Origin of the sequence: Peribacillus huizhouensis, assembly GCF_014138605.1 — a bacterium.
GTDB lineage: Bacteria > Bacillota > Bacilli > Bacillales > DSM-1321 > Peribacillus > Peribacillus huizhouensis.
Genome location: NZ_JACJHX010000013.1, coordinates 59299 through 84422, shown reverse-complemented (window position 1 = coordinate 84422; position 25124 = coordinate 59299). Strand labels below are relative to the sequence as shown.

Sequence of the window (25124 nt, the reverse complement as noted above, 5' to 3'; positions counted from 1 at the left end):
GAACGATTTAAGCTCATTTCAAGAAAAATTCAATGAATAACCAATTTAGGAGGTTTTATCATGTTTCAAAATTTTAAAGTAAAACGATTATTTAAAAATCAAGTTCATGAACGACAACAATTTACGCTAAACTTTAAAGGGAATACGTATCAAGGAATTTTCCATGATGAAGACATTCAGTGGTTTCATCCTCAACCTGAAAATAATCTTGAAGAAAAGGACATTCAAGATTTGGAATCTACAGTGTATGACTTGATGACAAAACATACTAATCAAGATTTTAAAGTAAAACCATTGTTCGAAGATCAAGTTCATGAACGTCATCAGTTTACACTAAACTTTGAAGGAGATCATTATCATGGAATTTTCCACGATGAAGAAATCCAGTGGTTCCACCCTCAACCTGAAAATAATCTTGAAGAAGAGGTCCTTCGAGACTTGGAATCTACAGTGTATGACTTGATGACAAACCACATCTATCAAGATTTTCAAAGTAAAATCAATGTTCAAAAATCAATCTTTTGAATATCATCAAAAGACTAAACATATAAAAGATTGGGTATCTAAATGATGCCCACCCTTTTTTGTTCCCAAAACCTCCAGGTTTTTTTCCTAATGTGTGACATTATATAGTTTTTTATACATTGAATTTTCATTTTTACTGTGCAGAATTTTCAATGGTTGCTTTACGCATTCGCTTTTTTATTTGTCTTGCAATAATTGAAATGAAGTTTGGACCGTCCATTTGACGCCGATTTTGATGGCTTTTCCATCCTTCAGATTCATTCATGTAGTCGTTTCATTCCTATTCTTTACAACTATCTGAGTAGATATATCATTGGATAGTCATAATGTTAGTACTCCGCCCTAAACAACCTACTTCCTTTGGGTTCTATGGTTATCTGCCTCATCGACTTCTGTTTAGTACATGTAGAGTCTAAAAGCGCTCCACTTATCATTCAAAGTCAGACGGGCTTCGCGTCATAACATTGTCTTTTGGAGCAATGTCTGCCTTATCAATTAGAAGATAAAGGTCAGTTACCATTGTGGCCGTTCCGGTAAGCTTATTCACTAATATCCCCTGTTCAGACTTCTCACCTTCCATAACATGTTTCTTGTCCATCCGGGTTTGAAACATACATACCACATAGGTGGAAAAGATGAGACCTCTTTGGGTCACGCCCAGTCTCTTTCCCTCGAATCCAGTCCTCATAACTAATATAAAACAATGTGGTGTCGGACTGCCCCATCTTTTGCAAGGTTCTCCATTTCTATCAATGAACCAAATTTCTTCATAACTCAACCTTTTTTTGCTTCTCTGAGAGAGGTCGACGTTTTATAAATTTAAACTTGTATACTTATTTTGTCCCCATCACTTGATAACATTTCTTAAAGATTACCCTACTTAATTCAACCCATATCCAGCTATATATAAAAGAAAAAATGTAAATAAATCCTATTAGCTTTGATGAAAGAGATGTGCTGACAATTGGACCTAAAATAGGGAAATGGACAATATACAGAAGGAAACAAATTCCACCTAGCAATAATAAAGACGTAACAACAATGATTTCGATCCTTCTTTTTAAAATGAGAAACGCTATCCCCATTCCTAAACCTAATATCCCTGTTGTAAAAGGGAAAGCAAAAGATTCGCCTGGTTGTATCAGAGTCAGTAAAAAATACGTTAAAACGTAACTTTGAATCCCAAAGGTAATAGATATCATAGTACAAATCAAAATAGGAGCGGTGGCAAAAGGACTAATTAAATACCCGATCCCTGGGAGAAAGTTTCCACTTGACTGTAGGATAGCTGCAAGTGTAGATAGTAAGGCGGTTAGTACGAGCTTTTTAGAATAAGAAAATGGTTTAAAGTAATGGTGAAGCTTGTATGACTCTTGTGATAAAATGCTAAACCAACGCATAAGTTCCTCCTTCTCTATGCATACAGAACATGCGATTTATTGGTCTCTATCCTTTTTCTCAGTACTTTTAGACTTAAATAGTCACCATTATTCCGTCACTCATTTTCACCTGACACTCTAGAAAAGATTAGTAAGAAAGTCGATCATAAAACGGGGGTAAATTTAGAGTAAACAGTCATTTGAATTAAAAGTTACTGTCTTCTATCCTTCTTTACTCGCCATAAAGAACCGGTTTTGAATTGGTCAGCGCATTTCCTTTTCCAACATCCCATTCGGCATATAATCATTCATATTCAATCACAATCCTTCCCCCATTCAAACCCACCTTCCTAATCATTATTCAGTTTGTTGAACAGATATACACGACATATAGACTGAGAAGGTCATACACCTATATATTTCATTTTGAATATCTTAGTACATAATTATAGATTACAAAGAGGAGGGAACAATCAATGACATCTATCTTTATGGATGTAGATAACGGTCAAAGAGATGCTTATCTTGAAGCCATTCTTACAGCCTTAGAGAAAGGGATGGCTGCAAAAGAAGTAGTATGTTCCATTACTACGGGTTTTCGAAAAATTCCATCCATGCGCGTTGCACCTGGTTTGAATCCCTATCATGCTTCTGTTGCAGATATCGGCTATGGATTCGATGCAGTACAAGGAACGATTAATCGAATCCGTCAAGGTGAATCCTTTTCTCTAGTAAAGGAAATGCTGGTGTTTGATCTTGATACACTTGGTATCAGTGTAAAACAACTATGCCCTAACTTTGAACTCGCTGTAAGAAAAGCAAACCCTGATGTTTTTTATCTGATAGAGCAAAGTCGCCATTTAAATTATCAAATTTCGGAAAGAATCAAGGAAGCAATAAGTCTTGGTAAGGCCCTACTTGGACCTGATTGGGATACCATACGTACACGAATCGAGAATATACAAGCAATTCCACGTCTGTGAGTAAAGTAGAAACTATGAAATTAAATGAATAGGGATGAGTGTTATACTCAGGATAAATTGGAATTCCATAGTCATCTTAAAAAAATACATGCCAAATAACATGTAATGGATAATTTAAAAATAGTATATAAGGACAAAAGAGATTTTACTAATTGGTTTATATTAATAAAATTATTCTTTTTGCTTCATTTACCCATGCATAGGCAAACTAAGGAGGAAAGTAACAATGCCAAACACACGACATTTGAATTTAAGTGAGGAGGACCAGCATCGATTGTTGGAATGGTGGCAAACAATGGAATCGGCCAAACCAGTAGTCCATCGGTTAATATCTTTAGTGAGTGAACTTCGGTTAAATCCGGAATCAAGTCATGCAGATGGAATGATTCTTTTTTACCGAGCTATCTCCGAGATATCCTATGGTTATGCAGGTGTTCGAGGTGGTGTCCGCCGTGCATTTACAAAGGAATATGGCGATGCCCTTAAGATCAATATGGTAATGTGTATTAGCTTCATCCCTAAATTCTCCGGTGATGCGAAAGTTCTTCTCGAACGTATAGCCAAACAAGTCACTGGATCAAGCGCTCTTCAATTGATACAACGGATTAGGGAGATGTTAAAGGAAAATGATATCATTTTAAATAGATTAGAGAAAAAAGCTCATACTTTCATTGGAAAAGATACCTTTCAGGACATACAAGTAAAAATGCAGAAAGATATGATTATGGAATAGAAGGAACTGAACCACCCTAAAAAGTAATAACTATTGATTCTGATTTTTATGGTTAGATCCTATTAATAAATATTTGAAATGAGGACTACTTCTCTTTGAATACATTGAAATAGAAGTTTTTTTCAGGGAGAAACATACTCAATTAAGATTATAGCGCCCTGTTTAAAAACATGGAATGAAAATTCACAAGATCCCAATAATCGAATAGATACTGTAATGTTTGTGACACATTCCTTAGAGGTAATTAGGTTTTGTTCGAGAATAATGAAGGAACATTTCTTATTCCTTAGATTAGGATTTAGGTGCGGAGATACACATTTAATAGATGAAGCGAATCATTTTGATCATGAATTCGAAAAGATTGAACAACGATCTAATTCATTGACAAATCAAACAGATCCTAAACAAATGAGAAGATCTAATACGCGTAAAACGAAAAGCATTAGGATTAATTCTTTCATGCCAGTTGCCTGGTGCAAATAATTCCCCCCTTAATCGATTATATTAGTAGGGAAGCCAATTATTTTAGAAAACGTTTATTTTAATTATACGAAGAAAAATTGAAACCCTTTGCTGATTCAATCATCAAAGAGAATGTTTTCTTTTTAAGAATTATGGCCGATCATGCGAAATTTATCGTTCACCTTCTTGATCCATCCGAAAGAAAGCTTGTAGATATGGTACGAGACTTTAACAACAATTTTGATGAATTGCTTTTTCAAGCTAGAGATTTTGAGGGAATGAAGCCACATTCTCAGACTGTTCCTCTTCTGGATTAATTTCTAGATCAGAATCATGGGTCTGTAGTTTCTTTTAGAGACTTCAAAAAAAACACGGAGTTTAATTGATGAATACAGGATAAAAAGTATTATCCACCTCTTATTAGCAGATCATGTTTTTCGGGAAGCCAGACCTTTCCTTGAAATTATTGACATGTTTGAAGCTCACCATACGGAAAAATGCCTTAACGTTGATAAACGGCGCTTGGTATTATTGTAAATACCAATGACAAAAGGCCTTGTTCTATAATCATTTGAATGAAAGTTTCCTTTTTCATGTAATGCAATGTAGTTCGCTTCATTAAATTCTAGGATAAATACAAAAGCAATATAAAGTAAAACATACATTATCTCATACAATCTCAAAAACTACTTTAACCTTTTCTATTTCTGAAGGTTTGTTTCCATAGAGTTCATCGACCTTTGTTTGAATTAAGGCATGTGTATAGTCAACCACATTTAACTCCTTTAAATAATCGGTCAAATCTGAAAACTCAGGTATAAGTTCATATATACTCCCCACTTCATGTACAAACAATTATATATTTATTCAATCACTGATATTCAATTAAATGGCCAATTAACGGAACAACTCTATTGTATTCAACAGTTCCTTAATCCACCTTTCAATTCAGATGTACTATAAAAAACACCCCTTTAGATAACCATATCCAAAGAGGTAAAACGGTGCAACTTTTTTATAAACATGGTTTGAATCTATGTTTGATGGCAAACAAAGAGAATCCATTTTGAAAAAAGATTGATCATTTTTAGTGGTGCTTCTTAACCTAACTCCACCAATTATCTTTATATTGGTTTTATAATTATCAAGACCTAAATTGTGAAAAGTCATTAAAAATAAAGAGCGATACATATTAGTCATGTATAATATGTATCACTCTTTTACTTCTTGTTCCATAATTGCATTACTGGTTTTTGGTGGGCCTAATTTTTTAATAAAGAATTTTGTAAAAACAACTTTTTATAAATGATAAACAATACGATTCCAATTAATCCAGCCATTGTATTCAATAAAATCTCATCGATATCAATAGCACGAGAACCTCCCTCAGAATACACATATCCTGAAACGATGAAATTATCGAGAAGTTGATATGTTTCGATGAATAATGTTGTTAGAAAAATGGTTAAAACTACTCTATATTTGTTTACTATAATTCCTAATGAAAGCATAGCGAACGCTAATGTTAACAGTAATAGTTTCGCTAAAGTCTGGATAATAGTTACAGGTGCAGCTACCGTAACTAAATCGTTGATAATGGTTTTAAAAGGGATTAAATTTATTCTTTCCATATTCATGTACGGATTTCCTACTTAAGGTTTCCACTTTTCTTCGTAAATATCTGCTTGGTTTAATATTTTTCCTTTTATTCTTTGATGAATTCCTTTGTACTTCTCACTGTATCAATTGGGCGAACTAATTTTTCTATTTCTGCACGTTTAGGCTCTAAGAATGGAGGTAGAGATAATTTTTCCCCAAGCGTTTCATAAGGTTCATCTCCCATAAAACCAGGACCATCTGTAGCAAACTCAAATAAAATTTGCGGTGCAACTCTTGCGTATAATGACTCAAAAAAGTGACGATTTACATATCCGGATGTATGGATTCCAAAACTACTCATTCGTTCAATCCATTCTTCTAAAACAGAGCGATCCTCTACACGTAATGCGGCATGGTGCACCGTACCAAAACCTTGCCGGGCTTCAGGAAGAATGGCATTATATTCTACAATGATCGAGGCACCATTCCCGCCTTCCCCTACTTCAAATAAATGGAATGACCCTTCTTTATCTGTCTCTTTAAATAATAGGACTTTTTCCATCATTCCTTTAAAGTAATCAAAGTTCGAAATACGGACAAATATAGGTCCTAAACCAGTAATTGCATATTTCAGTGGGATTGGACCTTTTTGCCATGGTGTGCCAGATTTCACACCTTGGTTGAATTCATCTGAAATCAATTGATATTGCTGTTCATCAAAATCAATGAAAGAGAGTGTTTTCTTGCCAAATTGCTCTTTGATTCCAGTATGTTTCACTTCTAAACGATCAAAACGTTTTACCCAATAGTCTAATGCTTCATCACTCGGTACACGGAAAGATGACTTTGAAATCTCATTTGTACCATGTACGCCTTTAGGTATGCCGGGAAAGTCAAAGAAAGTCATGTCTGTGCCTGCGCTACCTTTATCATCTGCAAAGAATAAATGATAAGTTTGAATATCATCTTGATTTACCGTTTTTTTAACCAAACGCATACCTAAAACATAAGTGAAAAATTCATAGTTCTTTTCTGCACTACTTGTAATAGCTGTTACATGGTGTATTCCTTTTAGATGGTTCATTATATATTCCTCCAAAATTTATTTTAAGAATAATGGTCGTAATTTTTCCTCTATCTCTTTTCGATTTGGTTCCAAAAATGGTGGAAGTGCCAGTTTTTCCCCCATTGTTTCCATTGGTTCATCTGTCGCAAATCCTGGTGTATCCGTTGATAATTCAAATAAGATGCCATTGGGTTCCCTGAAATATAATGCCTTGAAGTAATACCGTTCCACTTTCCCTGAATTCGGTAACCTGTATTCTTTCAAACGCTCTGCCCATTGATCATATTCTTCCTCATTCGGAACACGGAAGGCAACATGGTGAACACCTCCACGACCTAAGCGGACTCTTGGCAAATCGGGTCTTGTTTCAATATGAACTTCCGCACCGCTGCCGCCTTCTCCAGTTACATAAATCAATATATCTGGATATTCCCCTTCAAGTGAAGGATAAGAACCGGCAAATCGAAAACCCATAACTTCTGTTAAAACACCGATAGTTGGTTCTGCAATTGCGACTGTGAGGGTTACAGGCCCTAAACCAATAATGGCATCTTCCTGTGCAATGTCATCTTTTTTCCAAGGGATCCCAGCTCTCACACCTTTTTCACCGTTATCGGCTACCAGTATTAAGCGTGTCCCCTCGAAATCTCTAAAAGCCAATGTATCACGATTTGCTCTTTTTTGAATATCATCATGTTCAACCCCAAATTTTTTAAAACGTTCTTTCCAAAATAACAATGAATCTGAATTTCTAACCCTTAATGATACAGTAGAAATATCTGAAGTTCCTCTGTATGTTTGTGCAAGATGAGGAATGTCAAAGAACGTAACTTCAGTTCCTGGGGTTCCTTCCGCGTCAGCATAGAAAAGATGATAGGATTCTGTATTATCTTGGTTAACTGTTTTCTTTACCAATCTCATTCCTAAAATTTTTGTATAAAATTCATAATTTTTTTCCGCTTTTCCTGTCAATATTGATACATGATGTAGTCCTAAAAGTTCCATCTCATTTCACTCCTGTCACAATCTTTGTATACCATTCAGCTGCGGATTCTACTTCTTCAATGGTCAATTGATGTCCCCTATTTTCCCAATGAAGCTCTACGCTTGCCTCAGCTTTTTCTAATAACGATTGCAGTTCAACTGATTCCAATGGTGAAATTAATGGATCGTTGGTTCCTGCTGTAATAAATACTGATTTTCCTGATAAATCAGGAAGGTCCATGCCTTTTATCGGTACCATCGGATGATGAAGAATAGCACCCTTTAAAGCATTTTGATAGTGAAATAATAAACTAGCGGCGATATTTGCACCATTTGAGTAGCCGATTGCAAAAATATTATTTCGGTCAAAATTATATTTTTGTGCTGTTTCGTCAAGAAACTCATTTAATTCTTTTGTTCGAAATTTCAGATCCTCTTCATCAAATACTCCCTCTGCTAATCTTCGGAAGAAACGAGGCATTCCATTTTCCAATACATTCCCACGGACACTTAATATTGAAGCTTCCTTATCAATTTTTCCTGCAATAGGTAAGAGGTCTAGCTCATTTCCGCCAGTACCATGAAGCAATAAAAAAGTAGGTTTTAATGGATTCGTCCATTTTTGAAATATATGTTTCATTATTTTTTCCCCTTTCAAAACAAAGAAGATACTCTCCTCACAAAGACTAACTACAAAAGGTAAAATATTTGTTCCAGTTAACCTATCTACCTTATTTTGCCCATTTGAAATTGCCTAACACATGTCGAGTATTTTCATTTTACATGTATATAATCTTTAATTTGAGATATTTTATTATAAGAGTGCATCTAAAGCATATTGACCGGGACCAACCAAAGCTATACCAATAGCAACTGCAAGCAAAGTTAAGTTGTATTCATATCCATTAACTGTTGCCCATAATCCATTTGGGGCATGCACTTTTACGATAGCCATTAACATAGTTCCTGCAATCATAATTCCTGCAAGTGGCGTTAATAGTCCTAAAGCAAACAAAAGTCCTCCAATAAGTTCTGCTAACCCTGCGAAAAGAGCCATTGTTACTCCTGGTTTCATGCCAATGGATTCAAACCATCCACCGGTTCCTTTCAACCCATAACCACCGAACCAACCAAACAATTTTTGAGCACCGTGCCCGATGAACAATACGCCAATTACCAAACGAATTATTAATAAACCAATGTTTATCATATTAAAATCCTCCTAAAATATTTTATCTTGAATTCGAGATACCAAAAAGCATTTTTAACTTTATTCCTTACTTTTTTCAAAAGATTCACCAATGTCTCTGCCTCATCAGAATTTAATGAATCAAACATATTATCAACTAACTCATGATATTTCGGCATGATTTCATTCATCAATTCATTTCCATCATCAGTTAATCTAACATGTATCTTACTGCGGTCAACTGTAAAGGCATTTTGGCTTAATACACCCTTTTGTTCTAGCTTATCTATAACATAGGTCATCGAACCACTTGAGATCGGTATGCCATTTCCAATTTGTCGAATTGTTTGTTTCCTTTTTGATAAAGTACCTCTAAAATAGGAAATCAGAAAATTCTGTAATACCAAGCATATTTTTTTGCCTTTTCTTCCTTTATACGATCATGAATTGCTTTAGATGTTTGCATTAATATCAGAAAAGGCAAATTATCGCAGTTAACCTCCATTAATTGAACCTCCCCCTAGAATCTCGAATTAAATTATCTTGAATATGAGATAATAATAATACTTATCATTTTTTTTGTCAATAACTTTTCTTTTATTGAACTTAAAACTGACTATATACAGCATCGCCAGCGAATTTTTGGGATAGTGGACCTTTTATCTTTGTTTATTTGTATCCATTGATAAGCGTTTAAAACCTTGACTTGGAGCCTCTGTGGGTACAATTTGTCTTAAATGGCTAAAGTAGTGGTTTCATCAGACAAGCGAGCCTATCATGAATGTTTTCTGATAGCGTAATACCTGCAAGAAAAGAGAACATCCTTTTAAAATGATATTCGGAACAAAAATACCCTCAAAACAAAAGTTCTGTACGTTTTCCACGTAAAATGTTAATTAACTTGTTCTGAGGGAATTTACTATATTCTATTTAGTAAACTAAAATCAGAGGAAAAATCATTTGTTAGGTGAAATATTCCAATTTGGCATTCGGAAAAAATTTTTCCATATAAGTATAAAGATGATTTTTTATATCCTCTTCTTCCTCTTTTTGATAGATGTATTTTCCGATTCCATATTTCCCCCACTTATATCTTCGCTTTTCTTCATCTAATTCTAATTTTGTCATGGGGTAATTTTTTTCGATTACTTTCTTGGCAGGCTTTGTAAATCGATGTTGAATGAATTCAAAAGTTAAATCTTTTTTAGCTTCTAATGGCAGTTCCGCTTCAAGACGCTCAAACATATGATAATACCCCTCCTGCCATCCTTCATGAAGATATATCGGGGCAACTATAAACCCAAGTGGGTACCCAGCTCTTGCTACTTTCCCTGCCGCCTCTAAACGTTTTTCTAATGGAGAAGTGCCTGGTTCGAAATTTTTAATAACATAATCTGCGTTAATACTGAAACGAAATCTCGTTTTTCCGTTATGCTTTGCATCCAGTAAATGATCTACATGGTGAAATTTCGTAACAAATCTCAATTTTCCATACTCCGATTCGCCAAAATGTTCAATGGCTCGTTTTAATGAATGAGTCAAGTGATCGATACCAACAATATCGGATGTACAAGCTGCTTCAAACCTCGTTATCTCAGGTGCTCTTTCCTCCATATATTTATCAGCAGCTTCCAAAATTTCATCTACATTTACATATGTACGAATATATGGTTTGCTCCCCATTGTTGTTTGCAAATAGCAATAATGACAATGACCCATACAACCTGTTGCAAAAGGAATGGCATACTCTGCAGATGGTTTTGATGTGTCAAATTTAAGCGTTTTTCTAATTCCAACGACTAGTGTGGATTTTGCTACACGGTATCTTTGAAAATCATTTTCACCAGGAAGATTTCTTACTTGATTATGGGAAGTCGTATAGCGAATCTCAACATCCATTTTTTCAAATTTCTCTTTAAGTTCTTTTCCTAATGGATAGTCCAGTGCCTTCGGTTCAAAATAGATGAGCTTGGGTGTAAACGGCTTCATTCCAACGGCCCCTCTGAAACATCTCCGAAATAATACTGATAGTCTTGTTCAGCTTGTTCGATTGAAGTATAAACAGCTAATTCATTTGATAATGGATAGTATGTTTCATAGAGAAACAAAGCTAACTCTTGTGGATTCTCAGGGTTCATTACTACCGCTGCTTCCTGAATATTTGTTACATCCTGTGTGTGCGGGTTCCGATAAAAAACATATACAATATCACCAGCATTATACGTACGGTTTTCGTTATCCAGTTCCATGCCATCACCTTTTCCTTCATAATACCTACTAAGTTAAGTTTTACATTATTAAGATTTTTACTCTAGATCTCAATAGGAAATCATTCTTTACATGAAGTTTATTAAATTTCTATATGCCATGTACATAATATGGTATTAAACCTTTGACATAATGATAAAAATAAGGTACATTACCATTTGGACGAATAATTTTAAATTATCCAAACTTCAATATTCGGATTTAGGGGTGTAAACCATGGAAAATGTATTTGATTATGAAGATATTCAATTAATTCCTGCAAAATGTATAGTAAATAGCCGTTCTGAATGTGATACTTCTGTAACATTAGGCGGACATACATTTAAGTTACCTGTTGTTCCTGCAAATATGCAAACTATTATAGACGAAAAAATCGCCATTTATTTAGCAGAAAATGATTATTTCTATGTAATGCATCGTTTTGAACCAGAAAAACGACTATCTTTTATTAAAGATATGAAATCACGTGGATTATTCGCATCTATAAGTGTTGGAATTAAAGATGAAGAATATGATTTCATCCAACAACTATCAGATGAACAGCTTTCACCGGAATATATTACCATTGATATTGCACACGGTCATTCCAATGCAGTGATTGAGATGATTCAACATATTAAGAAACACTTACCTCAAAGTTTTGTTATTGCAGGAAATGTTGGAACTCCAGAAGCAGTAAGAGAACTAGAAAATGCTGGTGCAGATGCGACAAAAGTTGGAATTGGACCTGGGAAAGTATGTATTACTAAGATTAAAACTGGATTTGGAACTGGTGGGTGGCAATTAGCTGCACTACGTTGGTGTGCAAAGGCAGCAAGCAAGCCGATTATTGCTGACGGAGGAATTCGTACACATGGTGATATAGCTAAATCAGTAAGATTTGGTGCATCAATGGTCATGATTGGCTCATTATTTGCTGGACATGAAGAATCGCCAGGAAAAACAATTGAAAAAGACGGAAAGCTTTATAAAGAGTACTTTGGTTCCGCTTCGGAATTTCAAAAAGGCGAAAAGAAAAATGTAGAAGGCAAGAAAATGTTAATGGAGCACAAGGGTGCTTTAGAAGATACGCTAAAAGAAATGGAACAAGATCTTCAATCCTCTATTTCTTATGCTGGTGGAAATAAGTTAGATGCAATTCGCAATGTGGATTATGTCGTAGTTAAGAATTCAATATTTAACGGTGATAAAGTATATTAATAATTCTAAATCATTTTGAAATTAATTGAATTTAGAATAGTCTATTTTACGATTTGGTGAGCAAGGTACTTTGGTACTTGCTCACCTTTTAGTTTGAAGGGATCGCTTTCAGTACAGCAATTTCATTTATTCCTAGCTTGGAAGAATTGTTTTTTGTTTTACCCCATCTTCTCCCCTACGCCTACAATTTCTATAAGATCCATCAGCTCACGGATTTCATAGGTTGGCTGAATTCCTATATTATTTTCCTTAAGATGTGGGTTATACCAACAGGTGTCAATCCCGTAATTTATCCCCCCTTGAATATCAGAGGTTAAAGAATCGCCCACGATTAACACTTTAGCTTTATCTGATATCTGTAGCTTAGAAAATGCATAATCGAAAATCCCCTTTTCGGGTTTCTGAAATCCTGTTTCTTCAGAAATAATAATATGTTCAAAAGTATTACAGAGAGGAGAACTTTCGATTCTTGCTGTCTGCACATCTTTGAATCCGTTTGTAATAATAGCTAACCGACAACTGACAAGATTTCCACATAATTCTTCAGCTCCTGATACCAGATGCACTTCTTTTCCCAAATACCCAAGATATGCACTGCTAAACGTATCTGCATCGATTTCAAGATCATAGGCAAGGAACAACCTCCTAAATCTCTCAACTCGTAGTTCTGATAAAGTGGTTATCCCCTGTTCCAATTCACTCCATAATATGTTACTTATTTCTTTGTAGTTGACTCCATAATCCGAAAATCCTGTAGGTAATCCAAATTCTACAAAAGTATTATGTAATGCCCTTTTTTCCGACATACTAAAGTCGAACAATGTATCATCAACATCGAACAATATGATTTCGTATTTCATAGCTACCTCCATTTAGTATTACCAACCCAGTTTAGTCACTTATTTCAATTTCACTTCAACATTATAACATTGATGATCGAAACACTCTTTATTTTTCTCTTCTTGGTAACTAGTAAAGAAAAATTTTTTGAGACAGTAGTACATTAAAGTTGTTCGGGAAAAATATTTGTTATGAAGATATTATGTGTCGACACGTTCGATTCGCACTCCAGCTTGATTTACGATTATCTTTTCACTTCTCTATAATTATCGTCATCTAACCGAAACTTTTTGTTTCGCTCCGTAAACAGGATATTATGTGAAGATACGTACGCCACTATCGGTGCATCTGGCTCAATATATAGCTTTTCGCTATTCAATAGTACGCCATCTGAAAGGACCCTTGAAATCAACCTTACCTTGCTATTATGATCAATGAAATCTCCTGCTCCATAAACTACAGGAATATTCGTTTACCTTTTACCATTCACAATTGCTACATCATCTTGCATTACTATTTCCCATTCAGCTACTGGACCATAATTATATTTTAATAACAGCATCTTCCATCGATTCTAATCTTGCAACTACAATGTATTCAACTTTTGCTGGTAAGACATTATTCATTACCTAGATATGTAATAGATTGTTCTATAGCCGCTTTTTTCTCAGCTGCTTTGCTTTCTTCGCTTGTTTCTTAAACTACTTTCTCTTTAGTTTCCTTCGATGTCTTTTCTTGTCTCCACAACCTGCTAAAGCAAATGCTAATAAAGAAGGTGCACCAATAGCCCATACTTTTTCAATTAATCTCACTCCCTTGTATTATTTTTACTTAAAGCACAAAACTCACTGTATTGAAATTGATAATCATTATCAATTTTTAGTTAGATGTCGATTAATATCTTATTTTTTCAAATTATGGTATAATATTCTGAACAAAAAGTTATTTTAGACGATGATTGCTTCTTAAAAACCATCCTCATTTTTATTAAATGAAAAAAGGAGTCATATATATGATTAAAGTCTTATTCGTCTGCCTAGGAAACATTTGTCGTTCGCCGATGGCTGAAGCATTATTCCGTGATTTACTCGGAAAAGAAAATCTACTTGAAAAAGTTAGTGTCGATTCCGCAGCTACTAGTTCATGGCATATTGGAGCGCCACCGCATAAAGGTACACTCTCAATCTTAGAAGAATACAATATCTCATCAAAAGGTCTTGCTGGACGTCAGTTAATTAAAGAAGACTTTGAGAAGTTTGATTTCATTGTTGGTATGGATAGTAGCAATATTAAAAACATTTATGAAATGACTGGACAGCCTATTCATCCGAAGATTATCCGACTTCTTGACTTAACAACACATAAAGCGGATGTGCCAGATCCATATTACACAGGTGATTTTCAGGAAACATATGACCTTATCATGGACGGTTGCAGAGAATTACTTGTGAAAATTAGGAAAGAGAATCAACTTAACTAAATAAGCGACCACCGAGTGTGATCGGGTGGTCGCTGTCCTCTTCTCTATTTGTTTATTTCTCTCTCTAGACATAATAGTATCCCTTTTAACCCACCATCGTGTTAAATTAAATATTTGGTTTTCATTTTTATCTTCAACTATTAAAATCCTTCTGTTACGGATCACTTCTTAAATTCAATTTTACTACCTTGGCATCTAGCTCATATCCATATCTATTTCTTCCGTATATCACCATCTCAATCAGCACCTAGCCACTATGTTTCCCTGTTGTTCAACTGTTAACATTCACCTAATACTTTTCTTTCTTGTACTACTTTGCATTTTCAGAAGCTATTAACTTTTGACCTTTCCTTATCCGTCAAGCAACTCGGCAAATTCTTTAATAGACGTTGAATACTTAACATAAATTCGGGGTAAGAGAAAAAGTTCGTCTTTTAAACCAACTCCAGAATATAATGCAGGAGTTGTCGTTAGACCAAACGAATAGTACTTTTTCGTTTCTGCTACGACCTTTTCATTGGAATTTCCGTACGGATACGCAAGAGCAATAACAGGTTTTCCTGTTATTTTTTGAATTTTATCTTTAGATTCTTTCAATTCATATTCATAATTTTTTATTTTCGTTAAATCAGGATGAGTAGCAGTATGAGATTGAATTGAAAATATACCAGAATCAGTCAACATTTTTAAATCCGATTTCGTTAATCGATGAGTCCGACCGATAAAGTCAGAAATAACAAAAATGGTACCGGTAGGTTTAAATTGTTCATTTTCTAGTTTACGAAATATCTCGAATGCATGAAGGTTATTTTTGTATCCGTCATCAAAGGTAATAAAAATGGGTTTATTTACTTTAGATATATCTTGCCACCGATCAAAAGTTACTAATGTATAGCCTTGATCTCGTAAATACATCATTTGTTTTTCAAAATTCTTCGGAGTTACATATAAATCTTTAGTACCTATGCCTTTATACTCGTCGATTGAATGATAAACTAAGATAGGAACTTTCCGCTCTGCAAAAATTTGTGATGGAAGAAATAAGATAAGTAGAAACAAAAATATCACTATAACTTTTTTCATAAAACTCCCTCGCTTTGTATGCTATTTATATCTTCCTCATGTATTATTCCAAAAGAACTTGTTTCTATAATGTTTTCTCCTAGTTTTGAAGTAGAGATTCTTATCACCCATTTATATTAGCTCTAGACTCTGAATACATAAACGCAATCGGAAAGTCTTAAGAAATACATTCATAATATTGAAAATTCAACAATGATCATCCAGAATAGATGACAACCTAAGTAAGCAGAGATTATTATTTCCCTTCCCACTACCTTTTTAACTACTCTTGGTTTGCGATATCTCAATAAAAATTAAAGAGGATGTCCAATATGAAAGAGTCAGACCTCATCTCTTCTATATATCGTTTATACGATGTATACATCACACGATAAACGATATATAGGAGTATGAAGTCCCCCTTTTATGGACACCCTCTTTAGTTCTTCATTCGTTATTTACCAAATTCTCTTTAACATTGCTTGGATTAAGTCGATATTATTATCAATAAAATTCAATCTTTCACGAGAAACAACTGTCCATTCTGGATTTTGCCCCATAGCAGCTAAAATATGTGTAGCATTAAACGTATATTTTTTATAAAGCTCGCTAATGACATAACTTATTCTAGTTGTCTCATCTTTTTTTTGTATAATGCTTTCAATATCCTGTTTCAACCAAATTGGGGTAAACTCGATGGCTTTTTCAATTAATATTTCATATTCTTTTTCATTGTATTCCATATTTGTTCTCCTTCTACTATAAATGATATACCACTTAAATCTTTATTATTTCAAACCATTCATTAATTCGCCTGTGGCTTCATCTAGCTCTCTTAAATAACTTGCAATATTAGTTCTATTCCCACTATTTACTGCACGAATTACTTCTTTTGAAAGAGTATGTACTTTTTTATGCGGTTCATACATTTTGACGACCATATCATCAAAAGGATTAGATTGTTTCGTATTTTCTAAGTGTTTTCCAAGTGTACACGAAGTATGATCCCCTATACTATTTTCATCAAGTTTTACAAAACCACATACTGCATTATAAGCTTTCCATTTCCATAAGAGATGTTCGGCCGCAACAGGTTTAAAATGTTGATTTCCCTTAAAATCCTTAAAATAAGGAAGTGCTGTGTTTCTCAGGTTTTCTGCCATCGTACTAATTGTATAAATACCCTGGCCTGTTCTCATACATATGTCACTAAGCATTTGAGTCTGATGATTAATTTCACTTAATCTTGCTGTGACCTCTTGAGTAGTAGCAGATTGTTCCTCTACATTGGCTGATATATTTTCAAAGACTGAACTAATTCCCTCTAATGACACTTCCATCTTATCCATAGATTCTACCGCTTGATTAATATGATCTTTCCCTTTTGAAAATACACCGACGGCTTCAGAAATTGCTTGTTCGGAAACACCAATTTCTGTTCTTAGCTTCTTTACCATTTCTTTTATATAATTCGCGGAATTTTTCGTATTTTCCGCTAATTTTTTAATTTCATTTGCAACTACCGCAAAACCTCTACCTGCTTCTCCTGATCTAGCTGCTTCAATACTTGCGTTTAAAGATAAGAGATTTGTTCGTTCTGCTACATCATTAATTATATTAACAACTGTATCAATCTCTTTTGTGTCTTCTACTACAAGTTGCATTTTATCCTGTACTTGATTAATTTGTTCGAAAGATTCATTAATATATGTAAATGATTGATTAATCGTTTCAAGAGAATTTGTTGAGATCGAAACCGCTTCTTTAGTTGTGATTAATGAAGTTTGAACATGATTTGCTACTTCTTCAATCGCATGACTCATTTCTTCACTACTAGCTGCTACCTCCTCCACGGATTCTTTTTGAATAGAAATATGGTCTACCATATCTTTCACATAGTCCATTTGAGTAACAAATTCAATCAATTCACTATTTAGTAAAAACTGTTCTCTAACTTGAGTATTTTTTAATTCTAGTATTTTATTAATCATGATTTCTACTTCATTATTCCCTTGTAAGTATGCATCACCAGATAATTCATAGTTTGCATTCATTTCGTAAATTCTTTCTAATTCAACAATCAATTGATTTTCGGAATAATTCCCCTGAGCAAGTTCTTTATTTTTGCTAAATTTAAACATAATTTCCCCCAAATCGATGTAATCGCTACCACTAATTATTAAAAAAACTTCTTATTATCCCACCATTTACAGTATATCTTATTGAATTAGTCAAGCACCAAGAGCAAAAGTATATATGTATGTAAAGCCTCCTCTTAATGAGAAGACCAGACTCTTTGATAACATCTTCCATTTTGTACTTTGATTATCCATTTATCTTTATAACGAACACAAAATCATTAGTAAGACTTAATTATACATATTTCGACATCCTACTTCTAGTAGTTTTTTTAAAATTTCGATTTATGAGATGATGACTATTTTTCACATAGATCTCTAATATAGTAGAAATTATTAATTCAAATTTGTTTACTATACTTTACACGTTCCCAATAAAAAACACCATAAACAGCTATTAACTATTCAATTTGTGGATCGTTTGTGTGATAACCAAAATGTAGTTGATAATCTTCCACTTTAATCATTTTTTTCTAGAAAAAACATAAATCAGACCAAGATTCAATACAATCGGCAGGATAAAGAATTCGCTTAGCATAATTTGAAACATTTTTAGATGTCCATCCACCTTCAGCTATTTGATATAAATTACGGGCCAGATAAACCGAAACCAGCACTATAAGATATTCCTTGAATATTTAACACACCGGCCAGTACTCCAGGAATCGCTGCTTTAATCAACATTGGAAAAGCGATTTTTTCTGGGTAAGTATTTTTGCTATTGAACTGGTAAATGATACAATATAAAATGTAATCATTTTTCAGTGATTAACAAGTAAACATTTAGGAGTGAAGGAAATGTCTGTTGATGTTTATCTTAATTTTAATGGAAACTGTCGTGAAGCGGTAGAATTCTACGCACAGGTTTTTGAAACAGAAAATCCCAAAATTATGACTTTTGGAGAGATGCCGCCTAATCCAGAATATCCTCTTCCAGAAGAAGCAAAAAATTTAATCATGCATACACGCCTTAACATTAGTGGTAGTAATGTTATGTTTTCTGATGTTTTTCCTGGTATGCCTTTTATTGAAGGTAACAACATTAGTCTCTCAATAGTAAGCGAGAACATCGATGAAATTAAATCTCAATTTGATAAACTAAAAGAGGGCGGCACCGTTGGTATGGAACTTCAAGAAACATTTTGGAGTAAATGCTACGGCCAATTAACAGACAAATTTGGCATTGGTTGGCAATTCAACTTTGGAATCAGTGAAATGTAATTTTATTAAAAAAACCAAGATATAAAATGAAACTTCAAACAGCGGAGGTTTTACTCCCATGAAAAAAAGGAAATAAGACTTTTCTCCTAATGGAATAGTCTTATTTCCTTTTTTGTAAAATTATAAGTTGCTGTATTTACCATGTACAAGAATTTCCTTCAATTTTCTTCTATTACGTCTTTGAATGTTGAATCAGTATTCAAAAGTGTAACAGTAGGAGGAGTAAAATCATAATCTTCTCCTAAGCAACCTGTTAATGAAAAAGAGAATAACACTCCTATAATTAATTTCATAAAACCTTTCATATCGCCCCTGTTTCTTTAACAAGGTATTTATAAATTACAACTACGAAAATACTCTGTGGTAATTTGTTAGAAATCAAATAACTGATTAAAACGGTTTTACTCTTGCGTAAGCCTTTAATCTTGGAAGAACGGGCTCCAATACTTCCTTAGCAATGTAATCTGAGTCCAAACCAATACAATGCTGTCCATCAAATTCTACAGATCTAGCCTTCTCAAGATCGTTACAAAAAATAAACGATATAATGCCGTTTTCTTCTATCATATCAGTATATGTAAATGATATATCATGTTCTATAAGGCATCCTTCAAATGCGATACATAACTCATCAATATTCGCTGCATTAATCGCTGTAATTTTCAAATAAATCATCTCCTATATTTATAAGATAACAAAAGATTAGGTGCATGACAAAATTGTGCGTGAATTATGGAGCTATTTATTTGTCTATTGGAGTATCGTTCACATGGAAGTGGGCAGATACATATAGATTTGCATGAAAGAGATGGAGTTGCAAACGTGGTACTGTTTTACAACAGAGAGAACATTATTCGTAACGGGGACGACCTTTCTTTCTTTGACCATAGACCTGTTAGAAAAACTATAAAAAAGAGAGCAATGTTTGCTCTCTTCTTTAACAGACCATATGATTCAAAGTTCCATTTTACGATTCCATAATTTTCTCAAGAATCTTCTTCTCCATTTGCGCTAACATCACATCAGAAAAATCACGCGGTCTCTTTACTGTATTTTTGATATTTAAAGTGATATCTCCATCCTCAATTAAGATAATTCGATCTGCTAATTTCACAGCTTCACGAACATCATGTGTGACGAGTAATGCTGTAAAACCTTGATTTAGCCAAAGCTTTTCTATTAAATTTTGCATATCCATGCGAGTTAGCGCATCTAATGCACTTAATGGTTCATCCAATAATAATAGGGATGGCTTGTGCACTAATGCTCTAGCAAGTGCAACCCGCTGCTGTTGTCCACCAGACAGCGTCGATGGCCATTGATCTTTAAAAGAATACAAGCCAACCAAATCTAATGTTTTTTCTGCTTTTTCCTTCCAGTCCCCTTTTAACCCTAAACCTACATTATTTATAACTGTTTTCCAAGGTAAAAGACGAGAATCTTGATACATCATAGTAGCGCTTAATTTAGAGTCTTTAATCGATTGATCATTAAAGGTAATTTGTCCTGATGTTGGTTCCTCTAAACCAGCCACTAAACGTAAAAGAGTACTTTTTCCACTTCCACTTTTACCAACGATGACAACAAATTCTCCTGATTCAATTTCTAAATTAAGATTTTTTAATACCGTTTTATCTCCAAATGATTTATCAATCTGCTGTAGAAGAATTTGTACAGCCTTTTTTTGATGTGTAGATCTCTCTGCTAAAGATGGCACACCCATAATTGATCCCTCCAGACATTACTTAATGTAGCTTTTATGCCATCGCAGTGCTTTTCTTTCTCCCCATTGAGCAATTAAATCGGCTACTTTTCCGAATACGGCATATAAGATAATCGTAATTAGGATAATGTCTGACTGCATAAATTGTTGAGCGGTCATAGCTAAGTATCCAACACCTCTTGAGGTAGCTATCGTTTCAGCGACAATTAAAGTAATCCACATTATACCTAAAGCATAGCGCAAGCCAACGAAAATAGATGGTAATGCCCCTGGTAATAAGATTTCTTTAAATAATGCCCACCCTTTCAATCCGTACATTTTTCCCATTTCAATAAACCCAGCATCAATATTTTTAATACCATGAAGTGTATTAATATAAATGGGGAACATTACACCAATAGCAACTAGAAAGATTTTTGCCCCTTCATCAATGCCGAACCAAATGATGACAAGCGGCATAAGCGCTAAGTTCGGTATATTTCGAATCATTTGTAAAGATGTATCTGTAAACAAGTATGAAAATTTAGACAGACCATTTGCAATCCCAAGTATAAAACCTATACCCCCACCAATGAGCAATCCTATGAGAGCTCTCGTTAAGCTCATTTCCATATGATAAAATAATTCACCCGACATGACTAATTGATAAAAACTCGTTAATACGGTAAAAGGTGCTGGTACAAGTCGAGTCGATATCCATTCATTCGAGGCAATAAGTTGCCATATGAGAATTGTTCCAATTGGGATAATCCATGGGATAATCTTGAGTACCATTTTTTTATTCATTATATTCTCCTAGCTTAATTAATCGGCATATATTCAGCAACATCTATTTTTGCTGGAATTAAACCAAGTTCATAGTAAACATCTGCTTGTTTTTGTTGGGCAGCAATAATTTCTTCATTTATTTTATTGACACCATATTCACGACGTTCTATAGCCTTAGCGATAATAGCTTCATCAATTCCTAACATTTTAGATACTAACTTCACTACTTCTGGTTTATTTTCATTAGCCCATTTATCAGATTCATCTGTCGCTGCTAAGATTAGCTCTACTAATTCAGGATGTTCTTGATTGAACTCTTCGTTCGTATAATAAAATGTTCGATTTGGATAACCGTAATCTTTTCCTTCTGTCAAATTAATCGTTTCTAAGTCTATTTCCGTCCCCGCTAAAAATGGATCGTATGAAGCAAGTACGTCAATTTTATTCGTTTCAAATGCTGTACGACCTTGAGCTGCATCATTTAAGTACACCCACTCCACATCCTCAGCACTGATCCCTGCCTCTTCTAGGGCAAGAACTGCTAAATAATGATGGTTTCCACCTTGTAATACACCAATCTTTTTGCCTTTTAAATCTTTGATCGATGTAAGACCAGAATCTTTGTGAACTAATACACCAACACCTTCAGGGTTCGGTAAATCAGCCCCAACATAAACCAATGGTTTATTACCTGCTTGAGCATAAATACCTGCTCCATCAGCTGCATGACCAAAATCAATATTTTTTGTAACGAGTCCCTCTACTACTGCATTTCCATGGACAAATTCTTTCCATTCAACTGTATAGCCTTTTTCTTTCAATTTTTCCTCTAATATGCCACTTTCTTTTAATATATTGATCGTATTTCCTTTTTGGTAGCCCATACGAATTATTTTATCTGAGCTACCATTTTCGTTTTGTCCTGAAGTTTTATCAGAATTAGGTGAAGAACCACAGCCAGCTAACGCGACAGCCAATACGATCATCAAACTAATGAAGGAAAACAAATTTCTTTTAATTTTCATTTTCTAAACTCCTATACTATTTATTTATATCTGTTTACTTGGTTTTATAGTTAAAGAAATATTTCAATTGAAATGCTCAACAGTCCCTAATAAGAAGTGATTAGCTACACTGTAACCAACATTCCTATCATATTAGCAATATAGCTATTTTTATGAATTGATAATGTTATATACTCCACCTAATAACTCAAAGGTTAGATTACTGCTTCCACCTGAAAAGTTTACTTGAAATGGCTTTTCGCCTCTTTTCTCTAATGTTTCAGAAACAATCCCATCACCTATCGGACTACAGAACACTAAATTACCGCCTTCAAGTTCTAATGTTTGACATTTAGCTTGCAGTTTATCATCGATATAAACATCGCCAGCTTTCAACTCTAATAAATTCGACCATTTTTCAATCGCATAATCTACATCTTTAACGGCAAACATGACGTGGGAAAAAGCAATCCCAGCTGGGTGTTCTACAATTACCCCTTTTTTAATTTGTTCATTTCGTCTTACCTCATCACTATCATGCCATTGAATGATAAACGGTAATTGTAATTCGTTCTGATCATCTCCTACAAATAATAATTGCCACTCTATTAAACTGCCATCAGGTCTTTTTCTACTATAAGGAACAGGGCCATTGACCTTCAATCCTTTTTCACGAAATTTTTCTGCATCTTTATTTATATTTGTAGTCCGTACTGCAAACCGAGAGAACCCTTCTGCAAATCGGTCTAAAACGATTGTCTCCTGCAGGCTATTTGGAAGATGCTCCGTTTGTTCAACTAAAGTTCGATCATATGTACCAAGAAACTCTATATAACTTAAATCAAAATAACTAAGAGTATTGTATGTTCCTCGCTTTTCATGTACCCCACCTTCAACTGCATGGATCCCATAAGATTCTAATTCTTCAATTGCTACTTTCGGATCTTCAACAAAATGAACTAAGTGGTCAAAAATAAACGCCATGACGTCTCCTCCTTCTCTTACTAAAATAAATAATGCGAAATAATTTTCACGAAACTCTTTTCAATCATTAACAATGCTCTTTCATCAAAATCAAAACGTGGATGATGATGTGGGAATTGTGTGTACTCTTCATCCGTTCGAGCACCAACTTTGAAATATGTCCCCGGTTTTTCTTGTAAAAAATAAGAAAAATCTTCTGCTCCCATAGACGTCTCTAATTCAATTACTGCATCATTTGAAAAGGTTTCAGATAAAATTTCCCTTACTGTTTCAGATTCCACCTTGTGATTATATAAAGCAGGATAACCTCTTAGATAATCGATTTTAGAAGTAGCATGAAAACCAGATGTAATTCCGTTAACTATCGCATTGATCTCACTTTCAACCTGGTCTCTTACTTGACGATTAAATGTACGTACTGTCCCTTCTAATTTACAAGAATCAGCGATAATATTAAACGCTGTTCCCGCTTGAAAAACGCCTATCGTCACAACTGCTGATTGTAAAGGACTAATTCTTCGACTTACGATTTTTTGTAAGGAACTAACGATTTCACTCCCAATTACAATCGAATCAATGGACTCTTCCGGTTTTGCCCCGTGGCCCCCTTTTCCTTGTATCGTAATTGCAAATTTATCAACCGCTGCCATTTTATAACCTTCGCCTACAGCGATTTTTCCTAAAGGAAGTTCTGTTGCCAAATGAGCTGCAAATACATAGTCTACTTCATCTAAAATTCCTTCAGCAACCATTGCTTGCGCACCACCAGGTGGAAGTTCTTCAGCATGTTGAAAAACAAACAAAATTTTCCCATTTATGTTATGGCGAAATTTATTTAATGTTTGGGCTACACCTAATAAAGCGGATGTATGACCATCATGACCACACGCATGCATAACGCCCGGATTAAGTGATTTGAACACGACGTCCTTCTCATCCAAAATTGGAAGGGCATCGAAATCAGCTCTTAATGCAATCGTTTTCCCCTCTTTTTCTCCTTGTAATATCCCAATAACTCCATTCCCACCAACTTGCGTCCTAACTTCTAGACCAAAGCTTTTCAAAGTTTCAGCAATAAATTCAGCAGTCTGTATTTCTTGAAAAGAAAGTTCAGGATGTTGGTGCAAATATCTTCTCCAGTTCTTAATTTGCTCGAAGCTATTATCAAGATCACTATATATAGATGCTAAAATTTCACTATTATGTATGATTCCTCGCATGCTTCTGCCCCCTTCCATTCATAACAATTGTTTATCCAATGTAAATCAATCGGAATAATATATTTTATTATAGTCATTTGTTTCTGAAAATTCAACAACCAAAATTCATTCTTAATAAAATTTTTTATACTATTGCGCACAACTTTCATTAAATATTTAAAAAAAATAAAATAACCATCAGTGAGGCTTTTATTTCCTACTGAAGGTTATTTCATTCTCCAATTAGTGGTTTTAGCTGAATAATCTATGTAAATTAATCTGATAAAAAGATATCTCCTAACTATATTGAGAATCCA

Annotated in this window: 27 protein-coding genes and 3 pseudogenes; 7 read left to right on the top strand and 23 right to left on the bottom strand. The window is 34.3% G+C overall.

The features are described from left to right. The first annotated feature begins 60 nt into the window (after window positions 1–60). Entirely contained in the window at window positions 61–525 is a 465-nt protein-coding gene (locus HNP81_RS17545) for a DUF5342 family protein (protein WP_182503459.1), read from the top strand. Between the two features lie 133 nt (window positions 526–658). Here the strand turns inward: HNP81_RS17545 and HNP81_RS24365 are convergent, their stop codons facing one another. From HNP81_RS24365 to HNP81_RS17535, 3 genes are all read right to left on the bottom strand, one after another. Then, window positions 659–790: a hypothetical protein gene (locus tag HNP81_RS24365; RefSeq protein WP_281384521.1), complete on the bottom strand. Its 132-nt coding sequence runs from the start codon at window positions 788–790 to the stop codon at window positions 659–661. A gap of 165 nt (window positions 791–955) precedes the next feature. Then, the gene (locus HNP81_RS17540) at window positions 956–1138 is read right to left on the bottom strand and encodes a hypothetical protein (protein WP_182503458.1); all 183 of its coding nucleotides are present in this window, start codon (window positions 1136–1138) and stop codon (window positions 956–958) included. Window positions 1139–1358: 220 nt separating this feature from the next. Then, window positions 1359–1925, bottom strand: coding sequence for a YybS family protein (locus tag HNP81_RS17535; protein WP_028390934.1), 567 nt, complete (start codon window positions 1923–1925; stop codon window positions 1359–1361). Window positions 1926–2380: 455 nt separating this feature from the next. Between HNP81_RS17535 and HNP81_RS17530 the strand changes: the two genes are divergently transcribed. The 3 genes and pseudogenes from HNP81_RS17530 (at window position 2381) to HNP81_RS17520 (ending at window position 4619) form a co-directional block, all read left to right on the top strand. After that, the gene (locus tag HNP81_RS17530) at window positions 2381–2887 is read left to right on the top strand and encodes a hypothetical protein (RefSeq protein WP_182503457.1); all 507 of its coding nucleotides are present in this window, start codon (window positions 2381–2383) and stop codon (window positions 2885–2887) included. A 226-nt stretch (window positions 2888–3113) separates the two neighbouring features. Further along, a complete protein-coding gene (locus HNP81_RS17525) occupies window positions 3114–3620 on the top strand; it encodes a hypothetical protein (RefSeq protein ID WP_182503456.1) in 507 nt (168 codons plus the stop codon). Window positions 3621–3836: 216 nt separating this feature from the next. Further along, window positions 3837–4619: pseudogene (locus tag HNP81_RS17520) on the top strand (DUF2935 domain-containing protein). A gap of 725 nt (window positions 4620–5344) precedes the next feature. On the opposite strand, the gene HNP81_RS17515 reads toward HNP81_RS17520, so the two are convergent. From HNP81_RS17515 to HNP81_RS17475, 9 genes and pseudogenes are all read right to left on the bottom strand, one after another. Next, window positions 5345–5719: a VanZ family protein gene (locus tag HNP81_RS17515; RefSeq protein WP_182503455.1), complete on the bottom strand. Its 375-nt coding sequence runs from the start codon at window positions 5717–5719 to the stop codon at window positions 5345–5347. Window positions 5720–5787: 68 nt separating this feature from the next. Next, window positions 5788–6765, bottom strand: coding sequence for a ring-cleaving dioxygenase (locus HNP81_RS17510; protein ID WP_182503454.1), 978 nt, complete (start codon window positions 6763–6765; stop codon window positions 5788–5790). An 18-nt stretch (window positions 6766–6783) separates the two neighbouring features. Continuing rightward, the gene (locus HNP81_RS17505) at window positions 6784–7752 is read right to left on the bottom strand and encodes a ring-cleaving dioxygenase (protein ID WP_182503453.1); all 969 of its coding nucleotides are present in this window, start codon (window positions 7750–7752) and stop codon (window positions 6784–6786) included. A gap of 1 nt (window position 7753) precedes the next feature. After that, window positions 7754–8371 carry an alpha/beta hydrolase gene (locus HNP81_RS17500; protein ID WP_182503452.1) on the bottom strand — a complete coding sequence of 206 codons (618 nt, stop codon included), beginning with the start codon at window positions 8369–8371 and terminating at the stop codon, window positions 7754–7756. A 174-nt stretch (window positions 8372–8545) separates the two neighbouring features. Next, the gene (locus HNP81_RS17495; RefSeq protein WP_182503451.1) at window positions 8546–8941 is read right to left on the bottom strand and encodes a DoxX family protein; all 396 of its coding nucleotides are present in this window, start codon (window positions 8939–8941) and stop codon (window positions 8546–8548) included. Beyond that, window positions 8938–9222: a MarR family winged helix-turn-helix transcriptional regulator gene (locus HNP81_RS23960; RefSeq protein WP_246399410.1), complete on the bottom strand. Its 285-nt coding sequence runs from the start codon at window positions 9220–9222 to the stop codon at window positions 8938–8940. The genes HNP81_RS17495 and HNP81_RS23960 overlap by 4 nt, the downstream gene beginning before the upstream one ends. A gap of 469 nt (window positions 9223–9691) precedes the next feature. Beyond that, a pseudogene (locus HNP81_RS23955) lies at window positions 9692–9769 on the bottom strand (hypothetical protein); the annotation flags it as partial. Between the two features lie 114 nt (window positions 9770–9883). Then, window positions 9884–10909 carry a spore photoproduct lyase gene (gene splB, locus HNP81_RS17480; protein ID WP_182503450.1) on the bottom strand — a complete coding sequence of 342 codons (1026 nt, stop codon included), beginning with the start codon at window positions 10907–10909 and terminating at the stop codon, window positions 9884–9886. Continuing rightward, window positions 10906–11169, bottom strand: a complete 264-nt coding sequence (locus tag HNP81_RS17475) for a transcriptional regulator SplA domain-containing protein (protein ID WP_182503449.1) — start codon at window positions 11167–11169, stop codon at window positions 10906–10908. Before HNP81_RS17475 ends, splB begins: the two co-directional genes overlap by 4 nt. A gap of 235 nt (window positions 11170–11404) precedes the next feature. Between HNP81_RS17475 and guaC the strand changes: the two genes are divergently transcribed. Then, window positions 11405–12388: a GMP reductase gene (gene guaC / locus HNP81_RS17470; RefSeq protein WP_028390922.1), complete on the top strand. Its 984-nt coding sequence runs from the start codon at window positions 11405–11407 to the stop codon at window positions 12386–12388. Window positions 12389–12546: 158 nt separating this feature from the next. Here guaC and HNP81_RS17465 read toward each other — a convergent pair whose 3' ends face one another. Together HNP81_RS17465 and HNP81_RS24720 are read right to left on the bottom strand one after the other, a co-directional pair. Next, window positions 12547–13248: a YjjG family noncanonical pyrimidine nucleotidase gene (locus tag HNP81_RS17465; protein WP_182503448.1), complete on the bottom strand. Its 702-nt coding sequence runs from the start codon at window positions 13246–13248 to the stop codon at window positions 12547–12549. A 224-nt stretch (window positions 13249–13472) separates the two neighbouring features. Beyond that, window positions 13473–13781: pseudogene (locus tag HNP81_RS24720) on the bottom strand (thioredoxin reductase); the annotation flags it as partial. Between the two features lie 459 nt (window positions 13782–14240). On the opposite strand from HNP81_RS24720, the gene HNP81_RS17460 reads away from it, so the two are divergent. Next, window positions 14241–14708, top strand: a complete 468-nt coding sequence (locus HNP81_RS17460; protein WP_182503447.1) for a low molecular weight protein-tyrosine-phosphatase — start codon at window positions 14241–14243, stop codon at window positions 14706–14708. Window positions 14709–15059: 351 nt separating this feature from the next. Here HNP81_RS17460 and HNP81_RS17455 read toward each other — a convergent pair whose 3' ends face one another. From HNP81_RS17455 to HNP81_RS17445, 3 genes are all read right to left on the bottom strand, one after another. Next, window positions 15060–15791, bottom strand: coding sequence for a polysaccharide deacetylase family protein (locus tag HNP81_RS17455; RefSeq protein ID WP_182503446.1), 732 nt, complete (start codon window positions 15789–15791; stop codon window positions 15060–15062). Between the two features lie 437 nt (window positions 15792–16228). Next, window positions 16229–16513 carry a hypothetical protein gene (locus HNP81_RS17450; protein ID WP_028390918.1) on the bottom strand — a complete coding sequence of 95 codons (285 nt, stop codon included), beginning with the start codon at window positions 16511–16513 and terminating at the stop codon, window positions 16229–16231. 45 nt (window positions 16514–16558) lie between these two features. After that, window positions 16559–17911 (bottom strand): methyl-accepting chemotaxis protein, encoded by a 1353-nt coding sequence (locus HNP81_RS17445; protein WP_182503445.1) that lies wholly within the window; start codon window positions 17909–17911, stop codon window positions 16559–16561. A gap of 795 nt (window positions 17912–18706) precedes the next feature. Between HNP81_RS17445 and HNP81_RS17440 the strand changes: the two genes are divergently transcribed. Beyond that, window positions 18707–19129, top strand: coding sequence for a VOC family protein (locus HNP81_RS17440; protein WP_028390916.1), 423 nt, complete (start codon window positions 18707–18709; stop codon window positions 19127–19129). Window positions 19130–19519: 390 nt separating this feature from the next. Here HNP81_RS17440 and HNP81_RS17435 read toward each other — a convergent pair whose 3' ends face one another. From HNP81_RS17435 to HNP81_RS17410, 6 genes are all read right to left on the bottom strand, one after another. Next, a complete protein-coding gene (locus HNP81_RS17435) occupies window positions 19520–19795 on the bottom strand; it encodes a hypothetical protein (RefSeq protein ID WP_182503444.1) in 276 nt (91 codons plus the stop codon). Between the two features lie 301 nt (window positions 19796–20096). Next, window positions 20097–20852: an ATP-binding cassette domain-containing protein gene (locus HNP81_RS17430; protein WP_182503443.1), complete on the bottom strand. Its 756-nt coding sequence runs from the start codon at window positions 20850–20852 to the stop codon at window positions 20097–20099. An 18-nt stretch (window positions 20853–20870) separates the two neighbouring features. Next, window positions 20871–21638 (bottom strand): ABC transporter permease subunit, encoded by a 768-nt coding sequence (locus HNP81_RS17425; protein ID WP_182503442.1) that lies wholly within the window; start codon window positions 21636–21638, stop codon window positions 20871–20873. A gap of 14 nt (window positions 21639–21652) precedes the next feature. Continuing rightward, window positions 21653–22645 (bottom strand): aliphatic sulfonate ABC transporter substrate-binding protein, encoded by a 993-nt coding sequence (locus HNP81_RS17420; protein WP_028390912.1) that lies wholly within the window; start codon window positions 22643–22645, stop codon window positions 21653–21655. Between the two features lie 150 nt (window positions 22646–22795). Continuing rightward, window positions 22796–23608 carry a VOC family protein gene (locus HNP81_RS17415; RefSeq protein WP_182503441.1) on the bottom strand — a complete coding sequence of 271 codons (813 nt, stop codon included), beginning with the start codon at window positions 23606–23608 and terminating at the stop codon, window positions 22796–22798. A 20-nt stretch (window positions 23609–23628) separates the two neighbouring features. Next, the gene (locus HNP81_RS17410) at window positions 23629–24828 is read right to left on the bottom strand and encodes an amidohydrolase (RefSeq protein WP_182503440.1); all 1200 of its coding nucleotides are present in this window, start codon (window positions 24826–24828) and stop codon (window positions 23629–23631) included. Window positions 24829–25124: the final 296 nt, after the last annotated feature.